Source organism: Rhodococcus sp. P-2, from assembly GCF_016598535.1.
GTDB lineage: Bacteria > Actinomycetota > Actinomycetes > Mycobacteriales > Mycobacteriaceae > Rhodococcus_F > Rhodococcus_F baikonurensis.
In genome coordinates, this window is record NZ_CP066779.1 from 2,157,468 (window position 1) to 2,182,948 (window position 25,481).

At 62.4% G+C, this 25,481-nt stretch carries 24 protein-coding genes; 9 read left to right on the forward strand and 15 right to left on the reverse strand.

Annotated elements, in window-relative coordinates; translation table 11 throughout:
- Positions 1 to 3: 3 nt before the first annotated feature.
- From I7X09_RS10235 to I7X09_RS10245, 3 genes are all read right to left on the reverse strand, one after another.
- The gene (locus I7X09_RS10235; protein ID WP_200316635.1) at positions 4 to 546 is read right to left on the reverse strand and encodes an alternate-type signal peptide domain-containing protein; all 543 of its coding nucleotides are present in this window, start codon (positions 544 to 546) and stop codon (positions 4 to 6) included.
- A 515-nt stretch (positions 547 to 1,061) separates the two neighbouring features.
- Positions 1,062 to 2,657, reverse strand: a complete 1,596-nt coding sequence (locus I7X09_RS10240; RefSeq protein ID WP_200316637.1) for an amidohydrolase — start codon at positions 2,655 to 2,657, stop codon at positions 1,062 to 1,064.
- Entirely contained in the window at positions 2,654 to 3,613 is a 960-nt protein-coding gene (locus I7X09_RS10245; RefSeq protein WP_124567754.1) for a DMT family transporter, read from the reverse strand. Before I7X09_RS10245 ends, I7X09_RS10240 begins: the two co-directional genes overlap by 4 nt.
- 51 nt (positions 3,614 to 3,664) lie before the next feature.
- Between I7X09_RS10245 and I7X09_RS10250 the strand changes: the two genes are divergently transcribed.
- Together I7X09_RS10250 and I7X09_RS10255 are read left to right on the forward strand one after the other, a co-directional pair.
- Positions 3,665 to 4,222 (forward strand): TetR/AcrR family transcriptional regulator, encoded by a 558-nt coding sequence (locus I7X09_RS10250; protein WP_200316639.1) that lies wholly within the window; start codon positions 3,665 to 3,667, stop codon positions 4,220 to 4,222.
- Positions 4,223 to 4,429: 207 nt separating this feature from the next.
- Positions 4,430 to 6,070 carry an ABC-F family ATP-binding cassette domain-containing protein gene (locus I7X09_RS10255; protein ID WP_200316641.1) on the forward strand — a complete coding sequence of 547 codons (1,641 nt, stop codon included), beginning with the start codon at positions 4,430 to 4,432 and terminating at the stop codon, positions 6,068 to 6,070.
- Between the two features lie 69 nt (positions 6,071 to 6,139).
- Here the strand turns inward: I7X09_RS10255 and I7X09_RS10260 are convergent, their stop codons facing one another.
- The 6 genes from I7X09_RS10260 to I7X09_RS10285 form a co-directional block, all read right to left on the reverse strand.
- Entirely contained in the window at positions 6,140 to 6,628 is a 489-nt protein-coding gene (locus I7X09_RS10260) for a nuclear transport factor 2 family protein (protein WP_095968581.1), read from the reverse strand.
- 27 nt (positions 6,629 to 6,655) lie between these two features.
- Entirely contained in the window at positions 6,656 to 7,969 is a 1,314-nt protein-coding gene (locus tag I7X09_RS10265) for an MFS transporter (protein ID WP_007731424.1), read from the reverse strand.
- A gap of 76 nt (positions 7,970 to 8,045) precedes the next feature.
- Positions 8,046 to 9,503, reverse strand: a complete 1,458-nt coding sequence (locus tag I7X09_RS10270; protein ID WP_200316643.1) for an FAD-dependent oxidoreductase — start codon at positions 9,501 to 9,503, stop codon at positions 8,046 to 8,048.
- Positions 9,500 to 10,282, reverse strand: coding sequence for an SDR family NAD(P)-dependent oxidoreductase (locus I7X09_RS10275; RefSeq protein WP_124567757.1), 783 nt, complete (start codon positions 10,280 to 10,282; stop codon positions 9,500 to 9,502). Before I7X09_RS10275 ends, I7X09_RS10270 begins: the two co-directional genes overlap by 4 nt.
- Entirely contained in the window at positions 10,275 to 11,111 is an 837-nt protein-coding gene (locus I7X09_RS10280) for an SDR family NAD(P)-dependent oxidoreductase (RefSeq protein WP_007731420.1), read from the reverse strand. Before I7X09_RS10280 ends, I7X09_RS10275 begins: the two co-directional genes overlap by 8 nt.
- Before the next feature lie 49 nt (positions 11,112 to 11,160).
- Positions 11,161 to 11,610, reverse strand: coding sequence for a nuclear transport factor 2 family protein (locus I7X09_RS10285; protein WP_200316645.1), 450 nt, complete (start codon positions 11,608 to 11,610; stop codon positions 11,161 to 11,163).
- Positions 11,611 to 11,748: 138 nt separating this feature from the next.
- Here I7X09_RS10285 and I7X09_RS10290 point away from each other — a divergent pair, with 138 nt between their 5' ends.
- The 6 genes from I7X09_RS10290 to I7X09_RS10315 all read left to right on the forward strand — a co-directional run bounded on the left by I7X09_RS10290 (position 11,749) and on the right by I7X09_RS10315 (position 17,234).
- Entirely contained in the window at positions 11,749 to 12,471 is a 723-nt protein-coding gene (locus tag I7X09_RS10290) for an IclR family transcriptional regulator (RefSeq protein ID WP_200316647.1), read from the forward strand.
- Positions 12,472 to 12,602: 131 nt separating this feature from the next.
- Positions 12,603 to 13,568, forward strand: coding sequence for a pirin family protein (locus I7X09_RS10295; protein ID WP_200316649.1), 966 nt, complete (start codon positions 12,603 to 12,605; stop codon positions 13,566 to 13,568).
- A 1-nt stretch (position 13,569) separates the two neighbouring features.
- Complete coding sequence (locus tag I7X09_RS10300; protein WP_200316658.1) at positions 13,570 to 14,316, forward strand: pirin family protein; 747 nt, start codon at positions 13,570 to 13,572, stop codon at positions 14,314 to 14,316.
- 114 nt (positions 14,317 to 14,430) lie between these two features.
- Positions 14,431 to 15,213: a pirin family protein gene (locus I7X09_RS10305; RefSeq protein ID WP_095968860.1), complete on the forward strand. Its 783-nt coding sequence runs from the start codon at positions 14,431 to 14,433 to the stop codon at positions 15,211 to 15,213.
- A gap of 44 nt (positions 15,214 to 15,257) precedes the next feature.
- Positions 15,258 to 16,184 (forward strand): PaaI family thioesterase, encoded by a 927-nt coding sequence (locus I7X09_RS10310; protein WP_124567760.1) that lies wholly within the window; start codon positions 15,258 to 15,260, stop codon positions 16,182 to 16,184.
- A gap of 66 nt (positions 16,185 to 16,250) precedes the next feature.
- Positions 16,251 to 17,234: an intradiol ring-cleavage dioxygenase gene (locus I7X09_RS10315; RefSeq protein ID WP_200316660.1), complete on the forward strand. Its 984-nt coding sequence runs from the start codon at positions 16,251 to 16,253 to the stop codon at positions 17,232 to 17,234.
- Positions 17,235 to 17,247: 13 nt separating this feature from the next.
- Here I7X09_RS10315 and I7X09_RS10320 read toward each other — a convergent pair whose 3' ends face one another.
- Genes I7X09_RS10320 through I7X09_RS10330 form a run of 3 tightly spaced genes read right to left on the reverse strand, consistent with a single transcriptional unit; the run spans position 17,248 to position 20,526 of the window.
- Positions 17,248 to 19,608 (reverse strand): ATP-binding cassette domain-containing protein, encoded by a 2,361-nt coding sequence (locus I7X09_RS10320; protein WP_200316662.1) that lies wholly within the window; start codon positions 19,606 to 19,608, stop codon positions 17,248 to 17,250.
- A 52-nt stretch (positions 19,609 to 19,660) separates the two neighbouring features.
- Positions 19,661 to 20,071 carry a VOC family protein gene (locus I7X09_RS10325; protein ID WP_095968859.1) on the reverse strand — a complete coding sequence of 137 codons (411 nt, stop codon included), beginning with the start codon at positions 20,069 to 20,071 and terminating at the stop codon, positions 19,661 to 19,663.
- 5 nt (positions 20,072 to 20,076) lie between these two features.
- Complete coding sequence (locus tag I7X09_RS10330) at positions 20,077 to 20,526, reverse strand: helix-turn-helix transcriptional regulator (RefSeq protein WP_095968571.1); 450 nt, start codon at positions 20,524 to 20,526, stop codon at positions 20,077 to 20,079.
- Positions 20,527 to 20,638: 112 nt separating this feature from the next.
- Here I7X09_RS10330 and I7X09_RS10335 point away from each other — a divergent pair, with 112 nt between their 5' ends.
- Positions 20,639 to 22,597 carry a M13 family metallopeptidase gene (locus I7X09_RS10335; protein WP_166809173.1) on the forward strand — a complete coding sequence of 653 codons (1,959 nt, stop codon included), beginning with the start codon at positions 20,639 to 20,641 and terminating at the stop codon, positions 22,595 to 22,597.
- Positions 22,598 to 22,668: 71 nt separating this feature from the next.
- Here I7X09_RS10335 and I7X09_RS10340 read toward each other — a convergent pair whose 3' ends face one another.
- Genes I7X09_RS10340 through I7X09_RS10350 form a run of 3 tightly spaced genes read right to left on the reverse strand, consistent with a single transcriptional unit; the run spans position 22,669 to position 25,444 of the window.
- On the reverse strand, positions 22,669 to 22,995 hold the full coding sequence (locus I7X09_RS10340) for a YnfA family protein (protein WP_003940244.1): 327 nt from the start codon (positions 22,993 to 22,995) through the stop codon (positions 22,669 to 22,671).
- A gap of 16 nt (positions 22,996 to 23,011) precedes the next feature.
- Positions 23,012 to 24,097 carry an ABC transporter ATP-binding protein gene (locus I7X09_RS10345; RefSeq protein WP_095968569.1) on the reverse strand — a complete coding sequence of 362 codons (1,086 nt, stop codon included), beginning with the start codon at positions 24,095 to 24,097 and terminating at the stop codon, positions 23,012 to 23,014.
- Positions 24,098 to 24,112: 15 nt separating this feature from the next.
- Positions 24,113 to 25,444: an ABC transporter substrate-binding protein gene (locus tag I7X09_RS10350; RefSeq protein ID WP_200316664.1), complete on the reverse strand. Its 1,332-nt coding sequence runs from the start codon at positions 25,442 to 25,444 to the stop codon at positions 24,113 to 24,115.
- Positions 25,445 to 25,481: the final 37 nt, after the last annotated feature.

Here is a 25,481-nt window from a genome sequence, read left to right on the forward strand (position 1 = left end):
GCCTTAGACCTGTTCAAGCTTGACGTTGAAGTTCGCCAAGCTTGCCGACTGGTCCTGACTGGCGTTGTTGGCTGTGTTGTCAGGCAACACTGTGCCCTTGGGGAAGTCGAAGGTCACCACAACGTCAACTGTCGTGCCGTCGTTGGCTTCAGTCAGCTGAGTGAGCGGCTGCCCAGCGAGGGTGGTCGAGGTCGTGGTTGTCAGGGCAGTAGCCAACGAGCCGGTAATCGTGGTCGTGTCAGCAACAACTTGAGCCTTGAGATTCTTACCGTCGATACCGACCTTTACCTTGCCTGTGTAGGTGATCTTGTCACCGGGAGAAACGCGATAGGTCGCGATGTCGACATTGGTTTCCGTTGTTGCCCCATTGGTGACGGTCCAACTCGGCAGAGCAGAGGGGTCAGCGCTGAGAGTCAGATGACCTGCGGTGATCGTTCCGCCGGTCATCGGTGCGTTTGCATTCCACGCCGCCATGGTTCCCGCGCCACCGGCGAGGAGAAGTGCTGCTGCACCGGCCGCGACTGCGCCCTTGGTTGCCTTGTTCATGGAGAACACTCATTTCGTCTGGTCCCCGTGGCGGGGAGCTTGCAGGGTGAGAAAGCTGGTCGGATCCAGTCACGTGCGCCCTGGTACGGGCAGAGGGTTTCGTTCATCCGTGGTCAGTGAGGGGTCGTAGCGGTAAGTGCAGAGCGAGAGCGTGTTGCGGAAAGATTGCGAGCCGTTCTCACGAACGGGCCATTCCTCTCTCGTGCTGTCGACGTCCGCTTGCGTCGTTTAAATTTTTACCACACGTATCAGGAATTTTTGGCGAAAAGCTGGTCGAATGTCCAGAAGATTGTTGAAACCTGAACTTGACTACAGAATCGCCTCTCACCTGGACCATTGGAAAGTCGCTGCGCTTTGTTGCAACCCGTTTGCTGAAGTAACTTTCGACCGGATGGTCCTCGCCGCCCGAAAATCAACTGAAACAGGTTCTACAAACTTTTGGTCTGTTTTAGGAATCGCTCGATTGCCCCTGCTTCAAAAGCAGCGACAATCGAGCAACAACTAAGGCGAACGCCCTACGCCTCGAAGACGGTCTCACCGCCGACAACCGTGCGCAGAACCGATAGTTCGTTCAACTCCCCGGCAGCGCTGTGCAACGGATCTCCGTCGAGCACAACAAAATCCGCCAAAAGTCCCACCGCTATCCGACCTTTGTCCGATGACTCACCGGTGAGACGAGCAGCAGCGCTTGTGTAGCCGGCCAGCGCGTCGGACGTGGACACCCGTTGATCTGCACCCAGAACATGACCTTCTCGCGTCACACGGTGTACGGCGGTGTTCATCGTGAAGAGCGGGTTCACAGGAGTGACAGGACAGTCGCAATGCAGCGCGTAGGCAAGCCCGGCCGCCACGACCGAAGCCACGGGGCTGATCCGCTCGCCGCGACCCGGTCCGAGGAACCGATCACGGTGCCGGTCTCCCCAGTAGTAGACGTGGTTCACGAAGATCGACGCCACCACCCCGAGTTCGACCATCCGCGCGATCTGATCCTCCCGCAACGTCTGAACGTGCTCGAGTCGATGTGAAACCTCGACGCCCCGGTGCGCTGCCCGCGCCGCGGCAATTGCGTCCAGTGCGAAATCGATGGCCTGATCACCATTGGTATGAATCGCAACCTGTCGCCCGGCAGCGTGATGCTCCTCGACGAGCGCCCCGAGTGCGCCTGCCGGGATTGCCATTCCGCCGCAGTGGCATCCATCCAGATCGTAGTACGGCTCGGTCAGCGCAGCGGTGTGCAACTGAATCGACCCGTCCGAAATGAGTTTGACGCCACCCACCTGGACTCGGGTCGTCGGATCGGCGAGTTCGCCCAACTGATCGTGCACTCCGTGACCGAGATAGAGACGCGCACGCAGACGCAGATCACCATCGGCATCGAGTTGCCGGTACGCCTCGTACATCTCGGCCGTGACATACATGTCGTGGAAGCTCGTCACGCCCACCGACGCCATGACTTCCTGCGCCCGCAGCATCGCGATCTTGGACGCATCCGGGTTCATCTCCGGAACAAGGCCGTGCACCAGAGACATTGCCGGAACCTCGCACAGTTCACCAGTGGGTACACCGTCACTGTCGCGAACGATGACACCGCCCTCCGGATCGACCGTTGCGGAATCGATCCCGGCCTTCTCCAGTGCAACCGAGTTGACGTAGATCCCATGAGCAGACAAGTGCCGCAGCAGAATCGGATGCTCGGTGGAAGCCTTGTCCAGATCAGCCGCGGTCAGACCTCGATCTTCCGCCACGAGGCTGTCGTCGAAGCCCCACGCTTCGATCGGCTCACCGACTGGTGTGATCGCGGCCCGCGCAGCCAACGCCGTGATCAACTTCTCGACGGTCGGGCACGCACTTGTCGTTGCGTCGACCCCACTGAGCATCAAACCCCACATCATCGGATGTAGATGAGTCTCGATGAACCCCGGCACAACCACCGCGCCGGCGAGATCGACAACGGAAGTGCCCGAATCGGTCAGCGCCGAGATCTCGGCATCAGTTCCGAGGGCAACGAATCGGCCGTCCTTGACCGCCACAGCGGTCGGGTTTTCGCCGACCGCTCCGTCCATGGGCCTGAAGTCGCCGTTGATGTAGATGTGGTCAGCCGCCGTAGTCATACGCTTGTCTCCATTCGTTTTCCGACAACAGTCGTCGAGGACTTCTTCGCGGGCATCCGCGTCGCCACAACCACTCCGGCCAAAATCATTCCGGCACCCGCGAGTTGGACGAGAGTTGGGGTCTGCGCGAGCAGCACCGCGCCGAACACCATCGCCGACGCAGATTGCAACACAAGGCTGGCGGCGACTGCACTGGCAGGCAGACGCTGACTGGCACTGGCCACCAGCAGCCACCCGATCACCTGAGACACCAACGCGAGCAGCACAAGCCAGCCTTGAGCTGCGAGCGAAGGCGTCAGATCCAAGGTTCCACTCACGAGGCCGTATGCACCTGCGGTGAGGGCAGTAGCTCCCGTCGAGACGAACATCGGCAGAGCCGTTCTACCCGCCGCCCGAGTAGCCAGACCCATCAGGAAGATGTAGACCGCGTAGGCACCTGCGGCAATCACGGCAAACGACACTCCGACAGCGGGATTCGATCCCGTGAGCGTCGTGCTCGTCCCGGCTACCAGAGCAACTCCGACAAAGAGCAACGGAAGGCTGGCGACCAGTTCTCGGCCGATCCGTTGGCGCAGAACAACATAGCCGAGGATTGCGACGAACAGCACCTGCAGGTTCAGTATCACAGTCGAAAGACCGGCCCCGATCGAATGAATCGACTCGTGCCAGAGCACCAGATCGATTCCGAGGAAAGCGCCGGCGAGTAGAGACTTCACGATCCAGGGCGTTGCCGTCGACGGTCGTGGTGACCGGCGGCGCTGGACGAGCACGAGCACGCCGAGAGGGATGAGCGCATAGAGACACCGAAAGAATGCACCCGTCGACGGAGACACTCCCGAGAGTTCGTAGAGCACCGAGGTCAACCCGAGGATGCATGCTCCGGCGACGACTACGCGCAGGTCACGACGGCGTAGTTGACCGCCGGACAGCTCGCGCGGCGATACCTCATCACTCATGGTGATAATGTATCACCCGCACGGGGACCGTCATACGGGGAAGATGCGTGCATGAGAACTCCGGTGACCCGTGAACGCGTGATCGCTGCCGCAGCCGACCTGGTCGACAGCAAAGGCGCTGACGCTCTGGTACTGAGTCAACTCGCCGAGACCCTCGACGTCCGGCAGTCAGCCCTGTACAAACACGTCGACGGGGTCGACGACGTCCACCATCAACTCAGCCTCCTCGCACGCAACCTTCTCGCCGAACAACTGCGCGCTGCCGCGGTCGGTCTCTCGCGCGACGACGCCGTCATGGCGCTCGCGGACGCATGGCGTGCTTTCGTCCGAGTGCACCCCGGTCTCTACGCCATCACCGACCGCTACCCCACTGCTCCGCATCCCGATCTGGTCTCCGCCGTCGGCGAGGTGGTCGACGTCATCGACAAGGTGATCGCGGGATACGGTCTGAGCCCGGATGATTCGGAGCAGGCGGCGTGGTCTCTTCGCAGCGCGCTGCACGGCTTCTGCATCCTCGAATCGGTCGAGGGACAACCGGCCGGCACCGACCCGGATCGGGTGTATCGAAGACTGGTCGAACTTCTCTGCGCCGGTATTGCTCGTATGTAGATACCGGCTCCTGTTATCGTCGGATGAAACGACACAGACCACAAAGGATCAGACATGGTTGGTGAACTCGACATCTCCGGATAAAACCGGGCATGACGGCCACCGGCAGACGCCTCGAGCGCTGCCGTCGTGGCCATGTTGTCGTTCACTCACCCGACTTTTTGCGGAGCAGCGTAGCCGCGCCCGCACGACACCTGAGGTCTATTCATGTCCGATACCTACATCGTTTGCTCGAATCTGTCTTTTGCCTGGCCGGACGACACTCCGGTCTTCGACGAATTGTCCTTCTCCGTGCCCGGTGGCCGAACCGGGCTGGTCGCCCAGAACGGCGTCGGGAAAAGCACTCTGCTCAGATTGATCGCCGGCCAACTGCGCCCACGCGCCGGCAGTGTGTCCGTCGACGGCGTTCTCGGATACCTTCCGCAGGACCTGCCACTGACGGGCGATCTGACCGTTGCCGAGGTCTTGGGCATCGCCCCGACGCTCGCTGCGTTGGACGCAGTCGAATCCGGGGACACACGAGAAGAACACTTCACGACAATCGGGTCCGACTGGGATATCGAGGAACGAACGCGAGCCCAACTCGGTCGACTCGGTTTGGCCGACATGACGTTCGATCGTCGCCTCGACACTCTGAGCGGCGGGCAGGTCGTCTCGCTCGGACTGGCAGCTCAACTCCTGCGACGCCCCGATGTCCTTCTCCTCGACGAACCCACCAACAACCTCGACCTGGACGCGCGCCGCAGGCTTTACGACGTTCTCGACGACTGGAATGGTTGTCTGTTGGTCGTCAGTCACGATCGAGGACTACTCGACCGTATGGACCGCATCGCCGAACTTCACAGCGGCGAGATCAGCTTCTACGGTGGCAATTTCACCGACTACGAAGCCGCGGCACGCTCTGCTCGCGAAGTGGCGGAGAAGAACATCCGCAACGCCGAGCAAGAGGTCAAGCGCGAGAAGCGCGAACTGCAGCAGGCCCGAGAACGCGCTTCACGACGCGCAAGTAACGCCGCCCGCAATCTCGGAAACGCGGGCTTGCCCAAGATCTTTGCGGGGACCATGAAGCGCAATGCTCAGGAGTCGGCCGGCAAGGCCAACGAGACACACCTCGCCCGGGTCGACGCGGCGAAGGACCGGCTCGATCAAGCCGGCCGCGCTCTTCGAGACGACCAGACGATTTCACTCGAATTGCCAGGCACTCACGTACCCGCCGGACGCATGGTGTTCCTTGGTGAGCGAATGCAATTCGCGTTCGGCGATCGTGCGATCTTCACCGACCCCGGCATTGACCTGGCCATTCGAGGACCGGAGCGCATCGCGTTGACCGGGCCGAACGGCGTCGGAAAGTCGACGTTATTACGCATCGTCGACGGCGATGTGGCGCCGACTTCCGGTGAGGTCAAACGAGCCGACGGTCGAGTGGCATACCTGTCGCAGAGGCTCGACCTTCTCGACCCCGCGCAGACGGTCGCAGAGAACTTTGCATTGTCCGCTCCGGGACTTCCAGCACCAGAACGCATGAACATCCTGGCGCGCTTTCTCTTTCGGGGTGCGGGTGCTCACCTACCCGTCGCTGCGCTCTCGGGCGGTGAACGATTGCGGGCTACGTTGGCGTGCGTGCTCTTCGCCGATCCGGCCCCGCAACTGCTTCTTCTCGACGAGCCGACCAACAACCTCGACTTGGTGAGCGTCGCGCAACTCGAAAGCGCCCTGAACGCGTACCAGGGGGCGTTCGTGGTGGTCAGCCACGACGAGAGATTCCTGGCCGAAGTGAAGGTCGAACGCTGGCTGAGGCTCTCGGACAGCCGTTTGACCGAGGTCGCCGCACCGGAGGCAGCGGGCTGATCCGAGCAGTGAACAGACGAAAGGCCTTCACACACGATGTGTGTGAAGGCCTTTCGTCTGCATGGCCGGTCAGGGAGTTCTGGTAAAGACCGGGTCGTCGAACGATCGACGTTGTGTCACCCAGTCCGTGGGCAAGACGTTCTCGATCACGTCTTCACGGGACTCGTCGAACACGACGATGCGATCGGCGATTCGCCACTCACCACGGCGCCTTTCGAACCTGTCGACGTAACGGCACTTGATCGTCGCAAGCGTCTGCACCGACTCCGAACCGGAACGCTCCTGACGGAGGAAGCACAAGCAGTACGACTCGCACTGAGCGACATCGCCGTTGACGTCGATCAGTACGTTGGAGATGCAGTGAATCGACGAGTCGATCGTCTTGTGTCTGAGCTTCATGTCTTCGATGAGCCCGTCGACGGTTCCGATGTAACCACCGTGGTTGTCTATCGCGTCGTCGAAGTAGCAGAGAGCTACGCTGTCGAAATCCTTCCGATCGACGGCCCGAGCGTAGCGATACAGAACTTCGGTGATTTCTTGCTTGTCAGCGAGGGACACGGTCAGGCTCCTGTTCTCACGAGGTGATCAATCAACCTGCAGTTCGACACCCTTGGTCTCCTTGATGAAGAAGACCGTGACGAGGGTGATCACGGCACAGAACACGAAGTATCCGGCCGGGGCGAGAGAGTTACCGGTCAAGCTGATGAGATAGGTGGCGATGAATGGCGCGGTGCCACCGAGGAACATGTTGGTGACGTTGTTACCCAATGCCAGACCGCTGTATCGCACAGATGCTTTCAGCATTTCGACATAGGTCACGTACGAAGCACCGTTGACAACGGAAACGCAGATGAAGAGAACAGACTGACCGACTACCGCCTGCCAGATACCAGAACCGGCCATCATCATGAACATCGGGATTCCGAGAACCACTGCGGCGGCACTACCGGCGAACAGCACCGGTCGACGCCCGTACTTGTCTGCCATGTATCCCGAGATCGGCAAGGTGATGACGCCGAGAACCAGTGCAAGAGAAGTGGAAAGGAACGCAACCCGTGACGAATGACCGCCCGTGGTCTGCAGGTAGGTCGCGGCGTACACCGAGGCGATGTAGTAACCGCCGGTGATGAGTGCGCCCAGCAGGATGATCTTGACGACGCTGCCACCGGAGGTGCTGAGCAGTTCCCGGATGGGCAGCTTCTTGGTCTCACCCTTGTCCTGCAGTTCTTCGAACTGAGGAGTGTCTTCCATCTGGCTACGGATCCAGATACCGATGCCACCGATCAGCAGGCTGAGCAGGAACGGGATACGCCACGCCCATTCGAGGATCTGCTCCTGCGAGAACACCGAGGTCAGGCCGAGCGCCATGAGCGAAGCTGCCAGCGAACCCAGGTAGGTGCCGGTGTTGACCATCGACGTCTGTGTGGCACGCCACCGCTTGGGAGCGGACTCGGAGACGAACGCGTTGGCGCCTCCGAGTTCACCGCCTGCCGCGAAGCCCTGAAGGCAACGAGCCAGAACGAGGATGGACGTGGCCCACACACCCAGCGTGGCGTACGTCGGCAGCAAGCCCATGCCCGCTGTCGCCAGAACCATCAGAAGGATGGTCCAGGAGAGAGCATTCTTTCGGCCGTACTTGTCGCCGATGTGGCCGAAGAAGATTCCGCCGGGCACGCGTAGGAAGAAGGCCACGGCAAATGCTGCAAAGGTACCGAGCAGTGCCGCATTCGGGTCGTGGGAGACGAAGAACAGCGCGGCGATGGTGGTGGCCATGTATCCGTAGATACCGAAGTCGTAGTACTCGACGACGGTACCGACGATGGCCGCGCGAATTACCTTCGTCGTCGACTGTCGTTCGGTTGCCACGCTGCTGCCCTCGGTGGATTCGGCTCTCGCCATGGTCTCATTCTCTGACATGTTGTTCCCTGCCTGGATTGGATACTGACTGGATTCGGTGCCGCGCAGACGTCGGACGTCAGGAGTGCGCGATGGAATGGACCGGTGCGCTGTCAGCGCTGGTCCTTGTGTAGTTCGCCGCATTACGTCCCGCTACGCGGCCCATGGTCAAAGCGTTGGCAACTGCATTGCCGCCACCCACGTATCTCAGTCCGAGGATTCCGGCGCCGGCCTCACCCGCGGCGTACAGACCCTCGATAGGTACTCCGGTGCTGCCGAGCACGGCCGCATCGGTGTTGATCTCCATTCCCGCGTGCGTGCAGACGAGCTCTGCCGGAAGGATTTTCGCGGCATAGAACGGAGCTGCCGCAATAGGATCCGGGTTGCCGACGGCGCCCTTGTTACGCAGCGTGCGATGGCGGAGGAAGTCGTCGTCGTGACCGCTGGGCAATTGCTCGTTCCATCGACGCAGGGTTTGCGTCAACGTCGTAACCGGAACACCCGTCGCCACTGCGAGGTCTTCGATCGTGTCCGCGCGAATCGTGCCACCGGCGGCGACTTCTTCCTCGATACGTTCGGGATTCCAATCCGCATATCCCGGAGCCAGATTCACGCGAGCGTTCTCGTCGAAGATCATCCAACCGTATCCACCCTGATGGTCGATGATGCCGGTCGAGACCGCGTACGAGCTGTCCTCGTCCATGAATCGACGGCCGTCCTGGTTGACGTAGATCCGCGACTTCGGCGGAAAACCGGCCTGCCAGTGATGGAATCGTTGGAAGTAGACGGTGGGCAGCATCAGGCCCCATCCGTCGCCCACTACGGAAGCACCGAGGTCTTCGGCAAAACGAAGATGGTCTCCGCGGCTCCCCTCGGCTGCGACGACGAACAGTGAGTCTCCGGCCTTGTTCGCGTCCGGGAAGTGGCGCTTGACCAACCCCGGATCTTGCGCGAATCCACCGGATGCAACAACGACGGCGCCCGCAGGTACCTCGATGTCGTCGGCGACAACACCGACAACCCGACCGTCTTCCTCCATCAACTTCTGTACTCGCGTCCCGAAGATGACCTCGATGCCGTGCTTACGACGCGCTTTGTCGAGCACCTGAATCAGTCCGTATCCCTGATCCTTGGGCACGTGGCCGCGCCAGACGTCCTCGACGCCGGCCTGCGCGAGCCCCGGCTGGTGTGCGTTGCCCGAGATCGCCGCGGGAACCTCGACGCCGAGTCCGATCAGCCATTCCAGTGTCGGACCGGCGTTTTCGCAGAACGCACGAATCAGCCCGGGTGAGAGCATCCACTGGTTGAGGTCCATGTAGTGCTGGAAGAACTTCTCCGCCGAGTCGTCGACGCCGAGGCCGGCCTGCACGCTTGTTCCGGCGGCCGTGAAGATTCCGGCCGACAGCGCAGTGGATCCACCGAGTTCGGTTTCGGACTCGAACAGCAGAACGGATGCGCCTTCTTCAGCTGCGGACACCGCAGCGGCGAGGCCTGCTCCACCGCCGCCGATGACAACGACGTCCCAGTGCTCGGTCATGAAAGTTCTCCAGTCTCCGCGATGATGCGGTGGTAAAGACCGTTCGACACCAACCCGCCGTCGACAGTGAGTTCCGTACCGGTGGTGTAGGTCGAACTGTTCGAGAGCAGGAACAGCACTGCTTCGGTGATCTCGTCGAGAGTTCCCATGCGTCCGAAGGGAACCGACTTCAGTGATGCGGCGACGAAGTCGTTTGCGCCGCCGAGCAGCGCTGTGCCGACCAGTCCCGGGTGCACAGAGTTGACGCGAATCCCCCACTGCGCGAAATTGCCTGCGGCCGACTTCGACAGACCGGTCAGACCCCACTTGCTCGACGAGTAAGCCGGAGAAAAGTATCCGATCTGACCGGCAATGGACGAGATGTTGACGATCGATCCACCGCCACTCTCACGCATCAGCGGTGCCACCGCCTTCATACCGTAGAACGGGCCGAAGAGGTTGATCTTCATGGTCAGTTCCCAGATGTCGTTCGGGGTGTCCATGAATTCGAGCCGCCGCGAGATGCCGGCGTTGTTGACCAGTCCGCCGAGTTCTCCACGAGTAGTGCGAATTTCGTCGACGACCCGGACCCAAGCTTCGGCATCGGTGACGTCGAGGAGATGAGCCGAAGCTGATCCACCGGCCGAGACGATGTCGTCGACCACGCCGGATGAATCGGAAACATCGGCGATGCAGACGTGCGAACCACGGGCCGCGAGGGTCCGTGCGTGGTGCGCTCCCATCCCGGCAGCACCGCCGGTGACGAGAACGACGCCGGGGTATGTCATGGACTCAGACATGCCGCGAACCACCGTCGACCGCAATGCTGTGCCCGGTGACGTAACGCGCGCTGTCCGAGAGCAGGAACAGCAGCGGTCCGAAGACCTCTTCGGGCGAGCCCAGACGATGCAGCGGCACCGCGTCGAGTGCGTTCGCGAGTGCGATCGGATCTTCCTGAACCCACTTCGTCATCGCCGTGTCGATGTAGCCGGGCGCGATGGAGTTCACCCGAATACCCTTGTCACCGAACTCCACTGCGAGAGACTCCGTGAGGTGCGCGACGGCGGCTTTCGACGTGCAGTATGCGCCTCTCCCCTTCCGCACCCGCAGTGCAGATACCGAGGACATGTTGACGATGGCGCCGCCGGGACCGAGGTGGCGCGCCGCCGCCTGAGCGCCGTAGAGCACTCCTTCGACATTGACACTCAGCGTTGCGCCGATCTGCTCCGGGGTGATCTCCTCAGCCAGCGCGAACGGGAAGATACCCGCATTGTTGATCCAGAAATCGACCCTGCCGAACTCCTTCAACGCCAACTGCGCAAGCAGTTCGTGCTCGTCGGGCTTGGTGACGTCGACCCGAGCTCCGACGACGCGACCCGGCTTGTCCGCCAGTGCATTCGATTCCAGGTCCGTGTTGATTCGTGCGGCCGTGGCGAGCATCTGCTCTTCGTTGATGTCAGCACCGACGACGTGTACGCCGCGTGTTGCCAGTCCTTCGGCGAACGTCGCACCCATACCCTGGGCCGCGCCGGTCACCACTGCGACCTTGCCTGCCAACTCCGGGTACACCGCCGACATCTGCGTCACAACGGTACGGCCCGGGTTCGTCTGGTCAGAGCTTTCGGTCATGATGTACTTCTCCTACTGAATATTGTTGTGCAAGAAACTTTTCGGTACTTCAGACTTGTTCGGACACTCGAGGTGCGTCGTCTCGGGAGACGGTGCGGCGGGCGATCTTCCATTCCTCACCGACCTGAACCATGCGATCAGCAACAGTCGTCATCCGCACCAGTCGCGACTCGCCGCCGCGCGCTGTGGCAACGATCTGCAGGTACCCGTTCACTGCGAGGGCACTGTCGCCCACCGCTTCGACGACGACGTTCGTCACAACATGCCGATGCACCTCGTCGACGGCTTCCGCCGCAGCGTAGAAGCGAGCAGCGAACGCTGCAAGGTCGTCGAAACCGACCACGGGTTCCGGATAACTGGGGGAATGAAATTCACCGTTGTCGGTGAATGTCTGCGCCCAATCCTGGTGGCGCCCAGAGTCTATGCAATGACTCTGATGGCCGTACAGCTGATGGATTGCGACAACATCCTCCGTTGCCACGACGCGATAGTTGCTCATGAAGGTTCTCTCCGAACACGCTGCGCTGCATCTGCCCGAAGGTTGTGCAGCTCCGTAAAGTGTGCGATAATCGCACACACTGTGCGATATGTTCAAAGCGTAGGTGGCATACCTCACAAACGTCAAGAAAGGGATTTGATGTCAGAGCTGAGCGAGGAACACCGACCGCGCAAAAGTGCAGTTCAAGTGGACTCCAGCATGTCGAAAACGCTGCACCACGGACTCGAGATCTTGGAACTCCTGACGTCCTACCCGCATGGCCTTTCGGTCACCGACATCGCCGACGGAGTGGGAGTCCACCGAACCGTCGCCCATCGGTTGATTCGAACACTCGAGGCACATCACCTGTGTCGCAAGGACTCCTTCAAGCGCGTCACTCTCGGCGCCGGCCTGGTCACCCTCGCCGAACCGGTGGAACAGGATTTGCGCACTCTCGCCCGCCCGATACTTCAAGAACTCGCCGAGGCCACCGAGGCGACCGCGCACCTGGTGGTCCGCGAGAGCGCCACCGAAGTGCGCGCACTGATGGTGGTCGAGCCGCGCAGCGCCAAGGTTCACGTCGCGTTTCATCCAGGGCAGGTCGATCCGATCGACCGCGGCTCCGCCGGGCTTTCCATCCTTGCTTCACTCCCGCCGACGAGCGGGGAACGAGAGGAAGTGACGGCCGCCCGTGCTCGCGGCTACGCAGTGACCGTCGGCGAAGTCATCCCGTCCGTCCTGGGAATCTCGGCAGTGATCCCCGGCCGACGCCGCGACGCCATCTCCAGCCTCGGAATTTCCGTCTTCGACTCCGAGGACCAAGCAGCGCTGGGCGCCGAGGTCATGGCGGCTGCAAAGACCCTAGGCAGCATGTTGCGCTGATCCAGACAACAGGCTGATCCGAACACCAGTCGAGCCCCGGGAATACCCGGGGCTCGACTTTGTTGACTCCTGATGAGATAGTTGAACAATCAACTACCTGACATCAGCTTCACGGATACAAGGAGTACGACATGCCTGCTGTGACAGTCGAGAACATCTTGGCCCTGCCCCGTCTCGACGAGCCGGCAGAGTCAGCAGTCGACCGCCCCGTCAAGAGCATCACCACCGCACCGGTCGGATACGAAGGTGAAGGCTTTCCCGTTCACCGCGCCTTCGCGGGCATCGACCTCTCCGCTCTCGATCCCTTCATCCACATGGACCAGATGGGTGAAGTCAACTACGCCCCCGGAGAGCCCAAGGGCACTCCGTGGCACCCGCACCGCGGCTTCGAAACCGTCACGTACATGATCGACGGCATCATGGAGCACCAGGACTCCAACGGCGGCGGCGGTGTGATCGGCGGCGGCGACACCCAGTGGATGACCGCCGGCGGCGGCATCCTCCACATCGAAACTCCGCCGGAGCACCTCGTCGTCAGTGGTGGCCTGTTCCACGGCGTCCAACTGTGGGTCAACCTGCCCCGCGACAACAAGATGGCAGCGCCGCGGTACCAGGACATCACCGGCAACAAGGTGGCCCTGCTTTCCTCGTCGGACGGCGGAGCCCTGGTACGCGTCATCGCCGGAGACATCGCCGGCCACGCCGGACCCGGATCGACCTACACGCCCATCGCGCTCTCCCACACCACTGTCGCCCCGGGTGCGAGCCTGACTCTTCCCTGGAACCCCGAGTTCAACGCCATCGTCTACGTGCTCGCCGGCGAAGGAACGGTCGGAGCCGAGCGTCGACCCATTCGAACCGGGCAGACGGCTGTCTTCGGACGCGGTGACTCCATCACCGTCGCTGCTTCCGATCGCCAGGATTCACGGACCGAATCCCTCGAGGTCTTCGTCCTCGGCGGCAAGCCGATCCGCGAGCCGATCGCCATGGCCGGACCGTTCGTCATGAACACCAAGTCCGAGGTCATGCAGGCTTTCGAGGACTTCCAGGCCGGACGCCTAGGATCCATCCCGGCAGCACACGAGAAGCTGAGCTGACATGTCGTCGACGGTCGTCCAACGAGCGGACGAACGTAGGCACCTCGACTACGGCTGGCTCACGGCGCGTCACAGTTTCCCCTTCGCGGGAAACTTCGATCACGCCGCGTACGCGCACGGACTTCTGTTGGTGAACAACGACGACATCATCGAAGCCGACTCCGGTTTCGACACCCATCAGCACCGCGACACCGAGATCGTGACGTGGGTGCTCAGCGGATCGCTGGTTCACCAGGATTCCGCCGGGCACTCCGGTGTCATCCATCGTGGCCTCGCACAGAGAATGAGCGCCGGCTCCGGAATCCTGCACTCCGAGCGCAACGATCGCTGGCGGGCCGATGGCTCCCGTGTCACCGAACCCGTTCACCTCGTCCAGATGTGGATTCCGCCGGACGAATCCGGAGTCACTCCGAGTTATCAGGAACTCGACATCAATTCCGAACTCGACGGTGGCGGCCTGATCACCTTGGCGTCGGGGATGCCCGCGCATCGCGATCACAGCGCGATCAGTCTGCACAACAAACATGCGGCACTTCATGTTGCACGCCTCGAGACCGGCGGGTCGGTATTCCTACCGGACGCACCGTACGTGCACGGGTTCGTTGCCCGCGGCACCGTCGACGTCGAGGGAGTCGGACTACTCGGAGCGGGAGATTCGTTGCGACTCAAGGATACTGGAGGTCACCTCGTCCAGGGAATCGACGATGCCGAGATACTCGTGTGGGAGATGCACGCGTCGGCGAACTGACGACACCACCGAGTACGCCCAATGCTCGGACTACACAGCAGGTTCGTCGTAGGGTGGATGCCGGTAGTGGTGGATCCGGCAGTGGTGGATCCCGGTGGCACAGAAGGAGGAGCCATGGCATCTGGTCGAGCACAGGCCCCACGGACGACACCGCACATCGATGTGCACCGCTCCGGTGATCGCTTGAAATCCCGCGTCTCCTGGCTGGATTCGAAGCATTCGTTCTCGTTCGGACAGCACTACGATCCGGACAACACCCATCACGGACTGCTGCTCGTGAACAACGACGACACCGTACTGGCGGGAACCGGCTTCGACACCCACCCCCACAAGGACATGGAAATCGTGACGTGGGTGCTTCGCGGTTCACTCGTGCACCAGGACTCCATCGGCCACAGCGGCGTCATCTATCCCGGACTCGCCCAGCGTATGAGTGCCGGCACCGGAATCATGCACAGCGAGAAGAACGATTCGTGGCGCCTCGGCGGCGAACAGCATTCCGACCCCGTACATTTCGTGCAGATGTGGGTGGTACCGGACGAAGGCGGACTCACACCCGGGTACGAGCAACTCGAGATCGACGACGAACTGCTGCGCGGCGGTCTGATCCCGGTCGCCTCCGGAATGGACCGTTACAAGGATCATTCGGCGATTCGCATCAACAACAAGAACGCTGCCATGCACGTCGCTCGCATTCTGCCCGGCACCTCCGTTCATCTTCCCAGCGCACCGTTCCTGCATGTCTTCGTCGCGCAGGGCACCGCCGAGATGGAGGGTGTCGGCACACTGTACGAGGGCGATGCCGTCCGGTTGAGCGATTCGGGTGGGCAGCAACTGACCTCCGACGCCGGGGCCGAAGTCCTCGTCTGGGAAATGCATTCCCGTATCGGAGGTTGAGACCCGGTCTCGGCCGGACTGTGCGCGCTGGAGATACTCGACGGATGAGCATCGACAACTCCGCCGCGCCCGTCAAGAAGCTTGATCCCCTCAACACCTTGATGGGTGTGCGTGCCGTGTCGGTTGTGCCCGGGGACCTGGGCTTCGCCCAGTCCGTCGGCCCGCGATTCCACGATCACCGTGGCAAGACCGTGCTCGGTTCCATCGGAGTCATGATCGACGGAGCCATGGGCGGCGCGGTGTACTCGGGACTGACTTCCGGGCATCAGTCCGTACTCGCGCAGGTCACGGTCAGTGCCGGCGCAGACATCCCCGCCGTCGCGGACGTCGGTGCCACCGGCACACTCGTGCATCTCGACGACGGCGTCGGCCTGGCATCCGGGCAACTTCACGACGACAACGGCACCCTCCTGGCAGTGATGGCCGGCCGCGCCATGGTGGTCTCGCGTCCTCCCGTCGTCGGAATCGACGACTACGTGGAGGGTGAGCCACTGCCCGTCCCGGTACCGGAGAAGACCAGCGACCTGCGCGGGCTGTCCGGATCCGACGTCGTCGAAGGAATCCGCGACGGCAAACTCGAACGCGGCCCGCTCGCCGGACTCCTCGATCTTGCGGTCGTCGACGTGACCCCGGGTTCCGTCGTGGGCGAGTTCGCCCCGGTCACCTGGATGGCCAACCCACTGGGCGCTGTTCAGGGCGGTGTCTTGATCTCGGCGGTCGACGCGGTTACCGGCCTGGCAGCACAAACCCTGACCAGCATCGATCAGGACTATCGCGTCCTCGACCACAAGATCGACTTCCTGCGCTCGCCGGACATCGGTGGACCGATCATGCGCGCCGAGGCCGTCGTGATTCGTGCCGGGCGCAGGCTCGCGCTGATCGAAACTCGCATCGTCGACGCCGGCGGACAGGTCTACGTGCGGGCCACGTCGAGCATCCAGATGCTCTCCCAGCAAGTTCACAGCGGATAACCAGTTCCGCACCAGGCCGCCCGTCCACCATTGAGACAACAGCCCACACAATGGAGGTACAGCGGCGTGAACAAAGACATCGAAGCAAGCCGGCTACGCGTGAGCCGTCGACGGGCCCTCGCCCTCGGCGGAACCATCAGTCTCGGCGGGCTCATCGCAGCGTGTTCCGGTAACAGTGGCACCGCCACGACGACTTCAACTGCGGCTGCGTCGACGACACCCGCGTCCGGAACTTCCGCCGCTGCCACGTCCGGCGATGCCGTCACCGCGCTTCTGGCCAAGGCGCCGCAGTGCGTCATGAGCAAGGAAGAGACGCAGGGGCCCTACTGGTTCGACGTCGACTCCATTCGCGGCGATATCCGCGAAGACCGTCCGGGCACCACACTGCAGGTGGCAATGCGCGTGCAGGACAACAGCCAGTGCAACGTCGACGGCAGCATCGGCGCGGTCTCCAACGCCGTCGTCGAGATCTGGCACTGCGACGCCGGCGGCGTGTACTCCGGTTTCGAATCCGGATCCCTGAGCGCCAACGGCGGTGGCGGCGGCGGAACTCCCCCGGCCGGCGGAATGGGCGAACCTCCGTCAGGTGCACCCGGGGGTGGAATGGGCGAACCTCCGTCAGGCACACCCGGAGGGATGGGCGGCGGGATGGGTGGTTCCGGTGAGACCTCCGACGGTTCGTACAGCTTCGGTGACACCGAAGCAGCCACCACCGACGACGGCACCTACCTGCGCGGTGCCCAGACCACCGATGCAAACGGCATCGCGCAGTTCACCACGATCTTTCCCGGCTGGTACATGGGCCGCACCACTCACATTCACGTCAAGGTGCACATCGACAAGAAGACGGTCCTCACGTCGCAGACCTTCTTCGACGAGACCCTTCTCGACGAGGTGTACTCGCAGTCCCCGTACAGCGAGCACACCGGTCGTGAGAACAACACGAACAACGCCAGTGACGGCATCTACGACGACACCGGCCTCATGACCGTCGAGAAGCAGTCGGACGGTTCCTACCTCGCCGTCATCAACCTCGGTATCGACGCCTGAGGTAGGAGCCGACTCAGCTGCCCACGTATGCCGCGAGGTGCTTTCCGGTGAGGGTGGAGCCGTCGGCAACCAGCTCCTCGGGAGTGCCCTCGAAGACGATCCGGCCACCGTCGTGACCGGCGCCCGGGCCGAGGTCGATGATCCAGTCGGCATGCGCCATCACGGCCTGGTGGTGCTCGATGACGATGACCGACTTACCGGAATCGACGAGTCGATCGAGCAGGCCGAGCAACTGCTCTACGTCGGCCAGATGCAGTCCGGTGGTCGGCTCGTCCAGGACGTACACACCACCCTTCTCCCCCAGGTGTGTTGCCAGCTTGATGCGCTGACGCTCACCGCCCGACAGCGTCGTCAACGGCTGGCCGATCGTGAGGTACCCGAGCCCCACGTCGACCAGTCGGACGAGGATCTTGTGCGCCGCAAGCGTCTTGGCCTCACCGTCTCCGAAGAACTCCTCGGCCTCGGCCACCGACATCGTGAGAACCTCGTTGATGTCCTTATCACCGAATTTGTACTCGAGAACTTCCGCCTGGAAGCGCTTGCCCTCGCACTCCTCGCAGAGCGTGGCAACTCCGGCCATCATCGCCAGGTCGCTGTAGATGACGCCGTTGCCGTTGCACGTCGGGCAGGCACCCTCGGAGTTGGCACTGAACAGCGCCGGCTTCACGCCGTTGGCCTTGGCGAATGCCTTGCGGATCGGATCGAGCAGCCCGGTGTAGGTTGCCGGGTTGCTCCGACGCGAGCCGCGGATTGCGCTCTGATCGACCGACACCACGTCTTCGCGTTTCGCGAGCGATCCGTGGATCAGCGAACTCTTACCCGATCCGGCCACACCGGTCACCACGACGAGTACGCCGAGCGGCACGTCGACGTCGACGTCCTGCAGATTGTGCGAGTTCGCTCCACGGATCTCGATTGCTCCGGTGGACTCGCGCACGGTCTCCTTGATTGCGGCCCGATCGTCGAAGTGACGCCCCGTGACGGTGTCGCTGGCACGAAGGCCTTCGACAGTGCCCTCGAAGCAGACGTTTCCGCCGGCGCTACCCGCGCCCGGACCGAGGTCGACGATGTGGTCGGCGATCACGATCGTCTCCGGCTTGTGCTCGACAACGAGCACCGTGTTGCCCTTGTCCCGCAGGCGCAGCAGAAGGTCGTTCATCCTCGCGATGTCGTGCGGATGCAGGCCGGTGGTGGGCTCGTCGAAGACATACGTGATGTCGGTGAGCGAGGAACCCAGGTGACGAATCATCTTGGTGCGCTGAGCTTCACCGCCGGACAGTGTTCCCGACGGACGGTCGAGACTGAGGTAACCGAGTCCGATCTCCACGAACGAGTCGAGCGTTTCACCGAGCGTCGTGAGCAACGGAGCGACCGACGGCTCCTTCAATCCGCTGACCCATTCCGCGAGATCGCTGATCTGCATCGAGCAGGCGTCGGCGATGTTGACGCCCTTGATCTTCGACGACCTGGCACCCTCGCTCAGTCGCGTCCCGTCACATTCGGGGCAGGTGGTGAACGTGATCGCACGCTCCACGAAGGCCCGGATATGGGGTTGCATTGCGTCGACGTCCTTGGCCAGGAACGACTTCTGAATCTGCGGAATCAGACCCGTGTACGTCAGGTTGATTCCTTCGACCTTGATCTTGGTCGGCTCCTTGTAGAGCAGATCGTTCAGTTCTTTCTTGGTGTACTTCTTGATCGGCTTGTCGGGATCGAAGAAGCCGCAGCCGCGATAGATCCGGCCGTACCAACCTTCCATGCTGTAACCGGGAACCGTGATCGCACTCTCGTTGAGCGACTTGGTGTCGTCGTACAACGCGGTCAGATCGAAATCGTTGACCGCCCCTCGTCCCTCACAGCGCGGACACATGCCGCCGGTGATCTTGAAGCTACGACGCTCTTTCGTCTGACGGCCTCCACGTTCCATGGTGACCGCGCCTGCTCCGGAGATCGAGGCCACGTTGAACGAAAACGCCTGAGGCGAACCGATGTGAGGCTTTCCGAGACGGCTGAACAAGATGCGGAGCATCGCGTTGGCGTCGGTCGCGGTTCCGACTGTCGAGCGCGGGTCGACGCCCATCCGCTGCTGATCGACGATGATCGCGGTGGTCAGGCCGTCCAGAACATCGACGTCCGGCCGCGCGAGCGTCGGCATGAATCCTTGAACGAAAGCGCCGTAGGTCTCGTTGATCATCCGCTGCGATTCCGCGGCGATCGTACTGAACACCAGCGAACTCTTGCCCGAACCGGAGACGCCGGTGAAAACCGTCAGCCTCCGCTTCGGGATCTCGACGCTGATGTCTTCGAGATTGTTCACCCGCGCGCCTTGCACGCGGATCAAATCGTGGCTGTCTGCAGTGTGCAAGGCAGTCATCGTGTCTCCATCTATCAGTCGATCGCCGACGGTCTCAGCGCAGTTGACGGTCTCAGCGCAGTTCTTGAATACGGATCAGGTTTCCCGCTGGATCGCGGACGGCGCAATCGCGGACGCCGTACGGCTGCTCGGTCGGTTCTTGGACTATGTCGATGTCGCCGGCCTGAAGCCGCTCGAACGTATCGTCCAGATCTTTGGTGGCCAGGAGAAGTCCGCCGTACGTGCCCTTGGCCATCATCTCGATGATGGTGCGGCGCTCGTCGTCGGTGATTCCGGGATCGACGGCCGGCGGATGCAGCACGATGGAGGTGCCGGGCTGGCCGGGCGGCCCCACCGTGATCCAACGCATGCCGTCGTAGCCGACGTCGTTGCGAACCTCGAAGCCGAGGGTGTCGCGATAGAAGTTCAGGGCGGCGTCAGGGTCGTCCTGCGGAAGGAAGCTCGAGTGAATGGTGATGTCCATGGCGATCACGTTAATTGCGGTTGTGGGGTCTGCGCTTCTCGATTCCTGATCGGTCTGGTGACTTGTTTGGACACGCAGGATGGCATTCCGGCCGTCGACTGCTCGGCCTCGCGCCGATAGACGCTGGGTGGAACCCCCACCAATTCGGTGAACTTGCTGCTGAAAGTGCCGAGAGAGCTGCAACCGACCTCGAAGCAGACGTCCGTGACACTGAGGTCTCCGCGCCGCAGCAACGCCATCGCTCGCTCGATTCGCCTGGTCATCAAGTAGGCGTACGGCGGTTCGCCGTACGCCTGACGGAATTGGCGACTGAGATGCCCCGCAGACATGTTCACTCCCCGCGCGAGCGCCTCCACGTCCAGAGGCCGCGCGTACTCCCGGTCGATACGGTCTCGCACGCGTCGTAGTCGCGCGAGGTCCTGCAGGTGCGGATCTGCGGCAGGTCTGCTGGTCACGTATTCGATCGTGCCATGCCATACCGACGTTGCCCAGCACAAGAGATGAACTCGGCGTGGAGCGATCGCGCACACACCGAGCAGTTCGTCATGATCGTGTAAGGATGGAGAAATGACCACGGCTCATCGCTCAGGCATCGACCTCACCCACCTCGACGGCGACACACGGGCGCAGGACGATCTGTTCGTCCACGTCAACGGAAAATGGCTCGCCGAATACGAGATTCCGGCAGACCGCGCTGTCGACGGGGCCTTCCGGACGCTCTACGACAAGGCCGAAGAAGACGTACAGACCATCATCACCGAAGCCGCGGAGTCCAACTCTGCCGCCGGTACCGATGCACAGCGCATCGGCGATCTGTACTCGAGCTTCATGGACGCCGACGCCGTGGAGGCCGCGGGCCTCGGCCCCATCGACGACGAGCTCGACGCCGTCGCCGATGCGCCCGACCGGTCGTCGTTGGCCACCGTGATCGGACGCCACCAGCGCGTGGGCGTCGGCGGTGCCATCTCGCATTACGTCGACACCGATGCCAAGAACTCCGAGCGGTACCTGATCCACTTCAGCCAGTCGGGAATCAGCCTGCCCGACGAGTCGTACTACCGCGAGGACAACTACGCGGAGATCCGCGAGAAGTACGTCGCGCACATCGACAAGATGTTCACCCTCGCCGGCGTCGGCTACGACGCCCAGCGTGTGTTCGAACTCGAGAAGAAGATCGCGGCCGGGCACTGGGACGTCGTCAAGCGTCGTGACGCAGATCTGAGTTACAACCTCGTGGGCTTCGAGGAACTGACCGAACAGAACCCCGGTTTGGACTGGGCGGCATGGCTGTCCGGTCTCGGCGCCGATTCGGAGAAGTTCGCCGAAATCGTGGTCCGTCAGCCCGATTTCCTGCACACATTCACCGCACTCTGGGCGTCCGAGTCACTCGACGACTGGAAGGCCTGGGCGGCGTGGAAGGTGCTGCACGCCCGTTCCCCCTACCTGCATTCGGCGCTGGTCGACGAGACCTTCGCTTTCTACGGCACCACGCTCTCGGGAACCGAAGAGAACCGTGAGCGTTGGAAGCGCGGAGTCAGCTTGGTTCAGGATCTGCTCGGCGAGGCCGTCGGAAAGCTCTACGTCGACCGTCACTTCCCTGCTGAGGCGAAGACCCGCATGCTGGAACTGGTCGCCAACCTGCAGGAGGCGTACCGCCGCAACATCGCCGACCTCGAGTGGATGAGCCCGCAGACTCGTGAGGCCGCATTGGCCAAGCTCGAGAAGTTCACCCCGAAGATCGGTTACCCCGACAAGTGGCGTGACTACGCCGGTCTCGATATCTCGGCTACCGACCTGGTGGGCAACTACCGTCGTGGATACGCCGCCGAGTACGACCGCGACCTGGCCAAGCTTGGCGGCCCCGTGGACCGTGACGAGTGGTTCATGACGCCGCAGACCGTCAACGCCTACTACAACCCGGGCATGAACGAAATCGTCTTCCCCGCAGCCATTCTCCAGCCGCCGTTCTTCGACGCCGCAGCCGACGACGCTGCAAACTACGGCGGCATCGGCGCCGTCATCGGCCACGAGATCGGGCACGGATTCGACGATCAGGGCGCCAAGTACGACGGCGACGGCAACATGGTCGACTGGTGGACCGACGAGGACCGCAGCGAATTCGGCAAGCGCACAAAGGCTCTCATCGAGCAGTACAACGAGTTCGAACCCAAGGAACTGCCGGGCCACCATGTCAACGGTGAGTTCACGATCGGCGAGAACATCGGCGACCTCGGCGGTCTGTCGATCGCGATCGCGGCGTACAAGATCGCGACCGAAGGTACCGAACCGCCGGTCATCGACGGCCTCACCGGCTTGCAGCGCGTGTTCTTCGGGTGGGCTCAGGTATGGCGCACGAAGGCTCGCGAAGCCGAGGCGATTCGCCGTCTAGCCGTCGACCCGCACTCGCCGCCGGAGTTCCGGTGCAACGGCGTCGTCCGTAACCTCGACACGTTCCACGAGGAGTTCGACGTCAAGCCAGGTGACGCACTGTATTTGGATCCGGAGAAGCGTGTGAAGATCTGGTAGCAGCAGGGGCAAGCCCCCGTGCGCGCTTAAGGACCCTCTGGACTCCCTGAGCGCGCACGGGGCCGAAGGCCCTACCTGGCGTACATGATCACCCCGACACCGACCAGACAGATCAGCGCACCGGCGATGTCGAAACGATCCGGGCGGAATCCGTCCATCACCACCGCCCAGAGCAGTGAACCCGCTACGAAGATCCCGCCGTACGCGGCGAGGATGCGCCCGAAGTTGGCATCCGGTTGCATCGTGGCGACCAGACCGTAGAGGCCGAGCGAGATGACGCCGAGCCCTACCCAGATCCATCCCTTGTGTTCGCGAATTCCCTGCCACACCAACCACGCGCCCCCGATTTCGAGCAGCGCGGCGAGTACGAACAGCAACAGCGAACGTGCGACGGTCATGCCGCACACAGTATCGCTACAGACGTACCCCGGTCTCTGCGGAGAAGAAGTACACCTCGCCGGCCTTGGGCAGCAGATGAAGCGACTCCCCCGGTGCCACCGACATCTTCCGGTCGACGCGAATGACGATCCGTCCGGATCGGCTCTGCCACTGGCAATCCGGCGTACCCTTCGCGTACACGAACGATTCGGCGCCCAACTCTTCGAGCAGGTCGGCGTCAACGGCCAGCGAGCCCTTTCGCCACGCCCCCACCAGATCCCACGACTCCGGGCGGACTCCCACGACTACCCGATCCCGCTCGGACGCCCCGGTGGGCAGCGGAATCCGCAGGTCACCGAGCACTGCGACGGTGCCCTCGACCGGCGCTTCGATCAGGTTCATGCCGGGCGATCCGATGAAGGCGGCCACAAAGGTGTTGACGGGGTTGTCGTAGAGTTCCCGCGGCTTTGCCACCTGCTGCAAGCGACCGTCCAGCATTACCGCGACGCGGTCTCCCATCGTCATCGCCTCTACCTGATCGTGGGTGACGTAGACCGTGGTGGTGCCGAGACGGCGCTGCAAGGCGGCGATCTGCGACCGCGTGCTGACGCGCAGTTTGGCGTCCAGATTACTGAGCGGTTCGTCCATGCAGAACACCTTGGGATGACGAACAATGGCTCTACCCATGGCAACTCGCTGACGTTGCCCACCGGACAGCTTGGCCGGTTTGCGTCCGAGCAGCGGTTCGAGTTCGAGCATCCGCGCGGCCTCGAGCACCCGCTCTCGGCGCTCGGTCTTTCCCACTCCCGCATTCTGCAGCGCGAAACCCATGTTCTGCTCGACGGTCATGTTCGGGTACAGCGCGTAACTCTGAAACACCATGGCGACATCGCGCGCCCGCGGAGCGAGGTGCGTGACGTCCGTGCCGCCGATCTCGATCCGGCCGTCCGACGCGGATTCGAGACCGGCGAGCATTCGCAGGCTGGTGGACTTACCGCAACCGGAAGGTCCTACGAGTACCAGGAACTCACCGTCGGCGATGTCGAGGTCGAGACGGTCGACCGCCGGTCGATCGGTTCCTTCGTAGCGGTGCGTGACTCCCGCGAATTGCACGTTGGCCATGAGTGCTCTCTCCTACTACTTCGGCAGCTTGGGGGTGATCTGCCGGTCGATGATCTGCTGCAACTGGGTGGCAACGCCGGCGAATGTCGATGCGACGTCGGCCTTCTGGAGAGCGATCTGCTCGAGTCCCGTGCCGATGATCTGATCCCCACCCGGGACGAACACGCGTGCGTAGTCCTGCGAGCGCGTACGCGAAAGCTGATCCACGGCGGTACGGGAGTTGGGGTTCGCGTCGAGGAACGCCTTCATGCTCGGCTCCGAGGTTGCCGACTTGCGGACCGGCATGTAGCCGACGTTCTGCGAGAAGTACGCCGTGTTCTCACCGTTGGTGATGAAGTCGATGAACTTGAGCGCGTTCTTCTTACGCCGATCGGAGATCTTGGACGGGATGGCAAGTCCGGCGCCGCCGGTGGGGCAACCGGGAGTTCCGTCCACTGCCGGGAGGAAAGCGGTACCGAAGTCGAAGTTCGCAGTCTTCTTGATGCCGGAGAGGTCACCCGTGGACGCGATGGTCGACGCCAGAATGCCGGTACCGAATTCGTTGGCGATGTCGGTGGAGACCGCGGCGTACTTCTTGTCGTGAATCATGCTGGAGAGGAATTGACCTGCAGCAATGGTCTTCTCGTTGTCGAGCTGCAGATTCCACTGGTCGGAGTACGATCCGCCGAAGGTCCAGATGGGGCCTTCGTAGGTCCAGCCGAGGTAATCCTTCGCGTTGCCCCACCCGTGTGCCAATTTGCCGTTGCCCACGACCTTCTGCAGCTCTGGTCCCCACTCGTCGAACTCCTGCCACGTCGCCGGCCCACGGTCGGGAAGACCGGCCTGCGACCAGACCGCCTTGTTGTAGTAGAACAACGGCGTCGACCGTGCGTAGGGAAGCGCGTAGTGCTTGCCCTGGAACAGGTAGTCGGCGAGCAGTGAATCGACGTAGTCGGCCGAGTCGACGCCCACCTCGGAGAAGAGTCCGTCGAGCGGCTCGATCGCTCCGGCAAGTGCGTAGTTGAACCACCAGACATCCGACAGCACAACTACATCGGGCACATCTCCGCCGGAGAGGGCAGCGTTGAACTTTTGTGCCACCTCTTCGTAGTTCTTGCCGCCGTCCACCAAGTTGACCTTCAGGTCCGGGTACTTGGTCTGGAAGCGGTTGATCAGTTCCTTCTCCACGTCGGTGGACTTACCCGGGTGGTTCGACCAGAAGGTGATGGTGTTGGAATCACCCGACGCACCGGATGTTCCCGCAGCATCAGCGCTCGACCCGCCGGAACCCGCGCACGCGGTGAGTGCGGCGCCGGCGGCGATTGCACCGCCGAGGCTCAAGAATCCGCGCCTGTTCATGTTTGCCATTACTGCTCCTCGAAAAAGAAATGTGACGGAAAAACTG

Excerpts from the sequence above, each read along its gene's own strand:
- I7X09_RS10295 (WP_200316649.1), top strand. The coding sequence starts at position 12,603 with ATGCCTGCTGTGACAGTCGAGAACATCTTGGCCCTGCCCCGTCTCGAC.
- I7X09_RS10345 (WP_095968569.1), bottom strand. The coding sequence starts at position 24,097 with ATGGCCAACGTGCAATTCGCGGGAGTCACGCACCGCTACGAAGGAACC.
- I7X09_RS10270 (WP_200316643.1), bottom strand. The coding sequence starts at position 9,503 with ATGACCGAGCACTGGGACGTCGTTGTCATCGGCGGCGGTGGAGCAGGC.
- I7X09_RS10320 (WP_200316662.1), bottom strand. The coding sequence starts at position 19,608 with ATGACTGCCTTGCACACTGCAGACAGCCACGATTTGATCCGCGTGCAA.
- I7X09_RS10310 (WP_124567760.1), top strand. The coding sequence starts at position 15,258 with ATGAGCATCGACAACTCCGCCGCGCCCGTCAAGAAGCTTGATCCCCTC.
- I7X09_RS10240 (WP_200316637.1), bottom strand. The coding sequence starts at position 2,657 with ATGACTACGGCGGCTGACCACATCTACATCAACGGCGACTTCAGGCCC.
- I7X09_RS10265 (WP_007731424.1), bottom strand. The coding sequence starts at position 7,969 with ATGGCGAGAGCCGAATCCACCGAGGGCAGCAGCGTGGCAACCGAACGA.
- I7X09_RS10245 (WP_124567754.1), bottom strand. The coding sequence starts at position 3,613 with ATGAGTGATGAGGTATCGCCGCGCGAGCTGTCCGGCGGTCAACTACGC.
- I7X09_RS10335 (WP_166809173.1), top strand. The coding sequence starts at position 20,639 with ATGACCACGGCTCATCGCTCAGGCATCGACCTCACCCACCTCGACGGC.
- I7X09_RS10290 (WP_200316647.1), top strand. The coding sequence starts at position 11,749 with ATGTCAGAGCTGAGCGAGGAACACCGACCGCGCAAAAGTGCAGTTCAA.
- I7X09_RS10285 (WP_200316645.1), bottom strand. The coding sequence starts at position 11,610 with ATGAGCAACTATCGCGTCGTGGCAACGGAGGATGTTGTCGCAATCCAT.
- I7X09_RS10235 (WP_200316635.1), bottom strand. The coding sequence starts at position 546 with ATGAACAAGGCAACCAAGGGCGCAGTCGCGGCCGGTGCAGCAGCACTT.
- I7X09_RS10250 (WP_200316639.1), top strand. The coding sequence starts at position 3,665 with ATGAGAACTCCGGTGACCCGTGAACGCGTGATCGCTGCCGCAGCCGAC.
- I7X09_RS10255 (WP_200316641.1), top strand. The coding sequence starts at position 4,430 with ATGTCCGATACCTACATCGTTTGCTCGAATCTGTCTTTTGCCTGGCCG.
- I7X09_RS10305 (WP_095968860.1), top strand. The coding sequence starts at position 14,431 with ATGGCATCTGGTCGAGCACAGGCCCCACGGACGACACCGCACATCGAT.
- I7X09_RS10350 (WP_200316664.1), bottom strand. The coding sequence starts at position 25,444 with ATGGCAAACATGAACAGGCGCGGATTCTTGAGCCTCGGCGGTGCAATC.
- I7X09_RS10340 (WP_003940244.1), bottom strand. The coding sequence starts at position 22,995 with ATGACCGTCGCACGTTCGCTGTTGCTGTTCGTACTCGCCGCGCTGCTC.
- I7X09_RS10325 (WP_095968859.1), bottom strand. The coding sequence starts at position 20,071 with ATGGACATCACCATTCACTCGAGCTTCCTTCCGCAGGACGACCCTGAC.
- I7X09_RS10280 (WP_007731420.1), bottom strand. The coding sequence starts at position 11,111 with ATGACCGAAAGCTCTGACCAGACGAACCCGGGCCGTACCGTTGTGACG.
- I7X09_RS10275 (WP_124567757.1), bottom strand. The coding sequence starts at position 10,282 with ATGTCTGAGTCCATGACATACCCCGGCGTCGTTCTCGTCACCGGCGGT.
- I7X09_RS10300 (WP_200316658.1), top strand. The coding sequence starts at position 13,570 with ATGTCGTCGACGGTCGTCCAACGAGCGGACGAACGTAGGCACCTCGAC.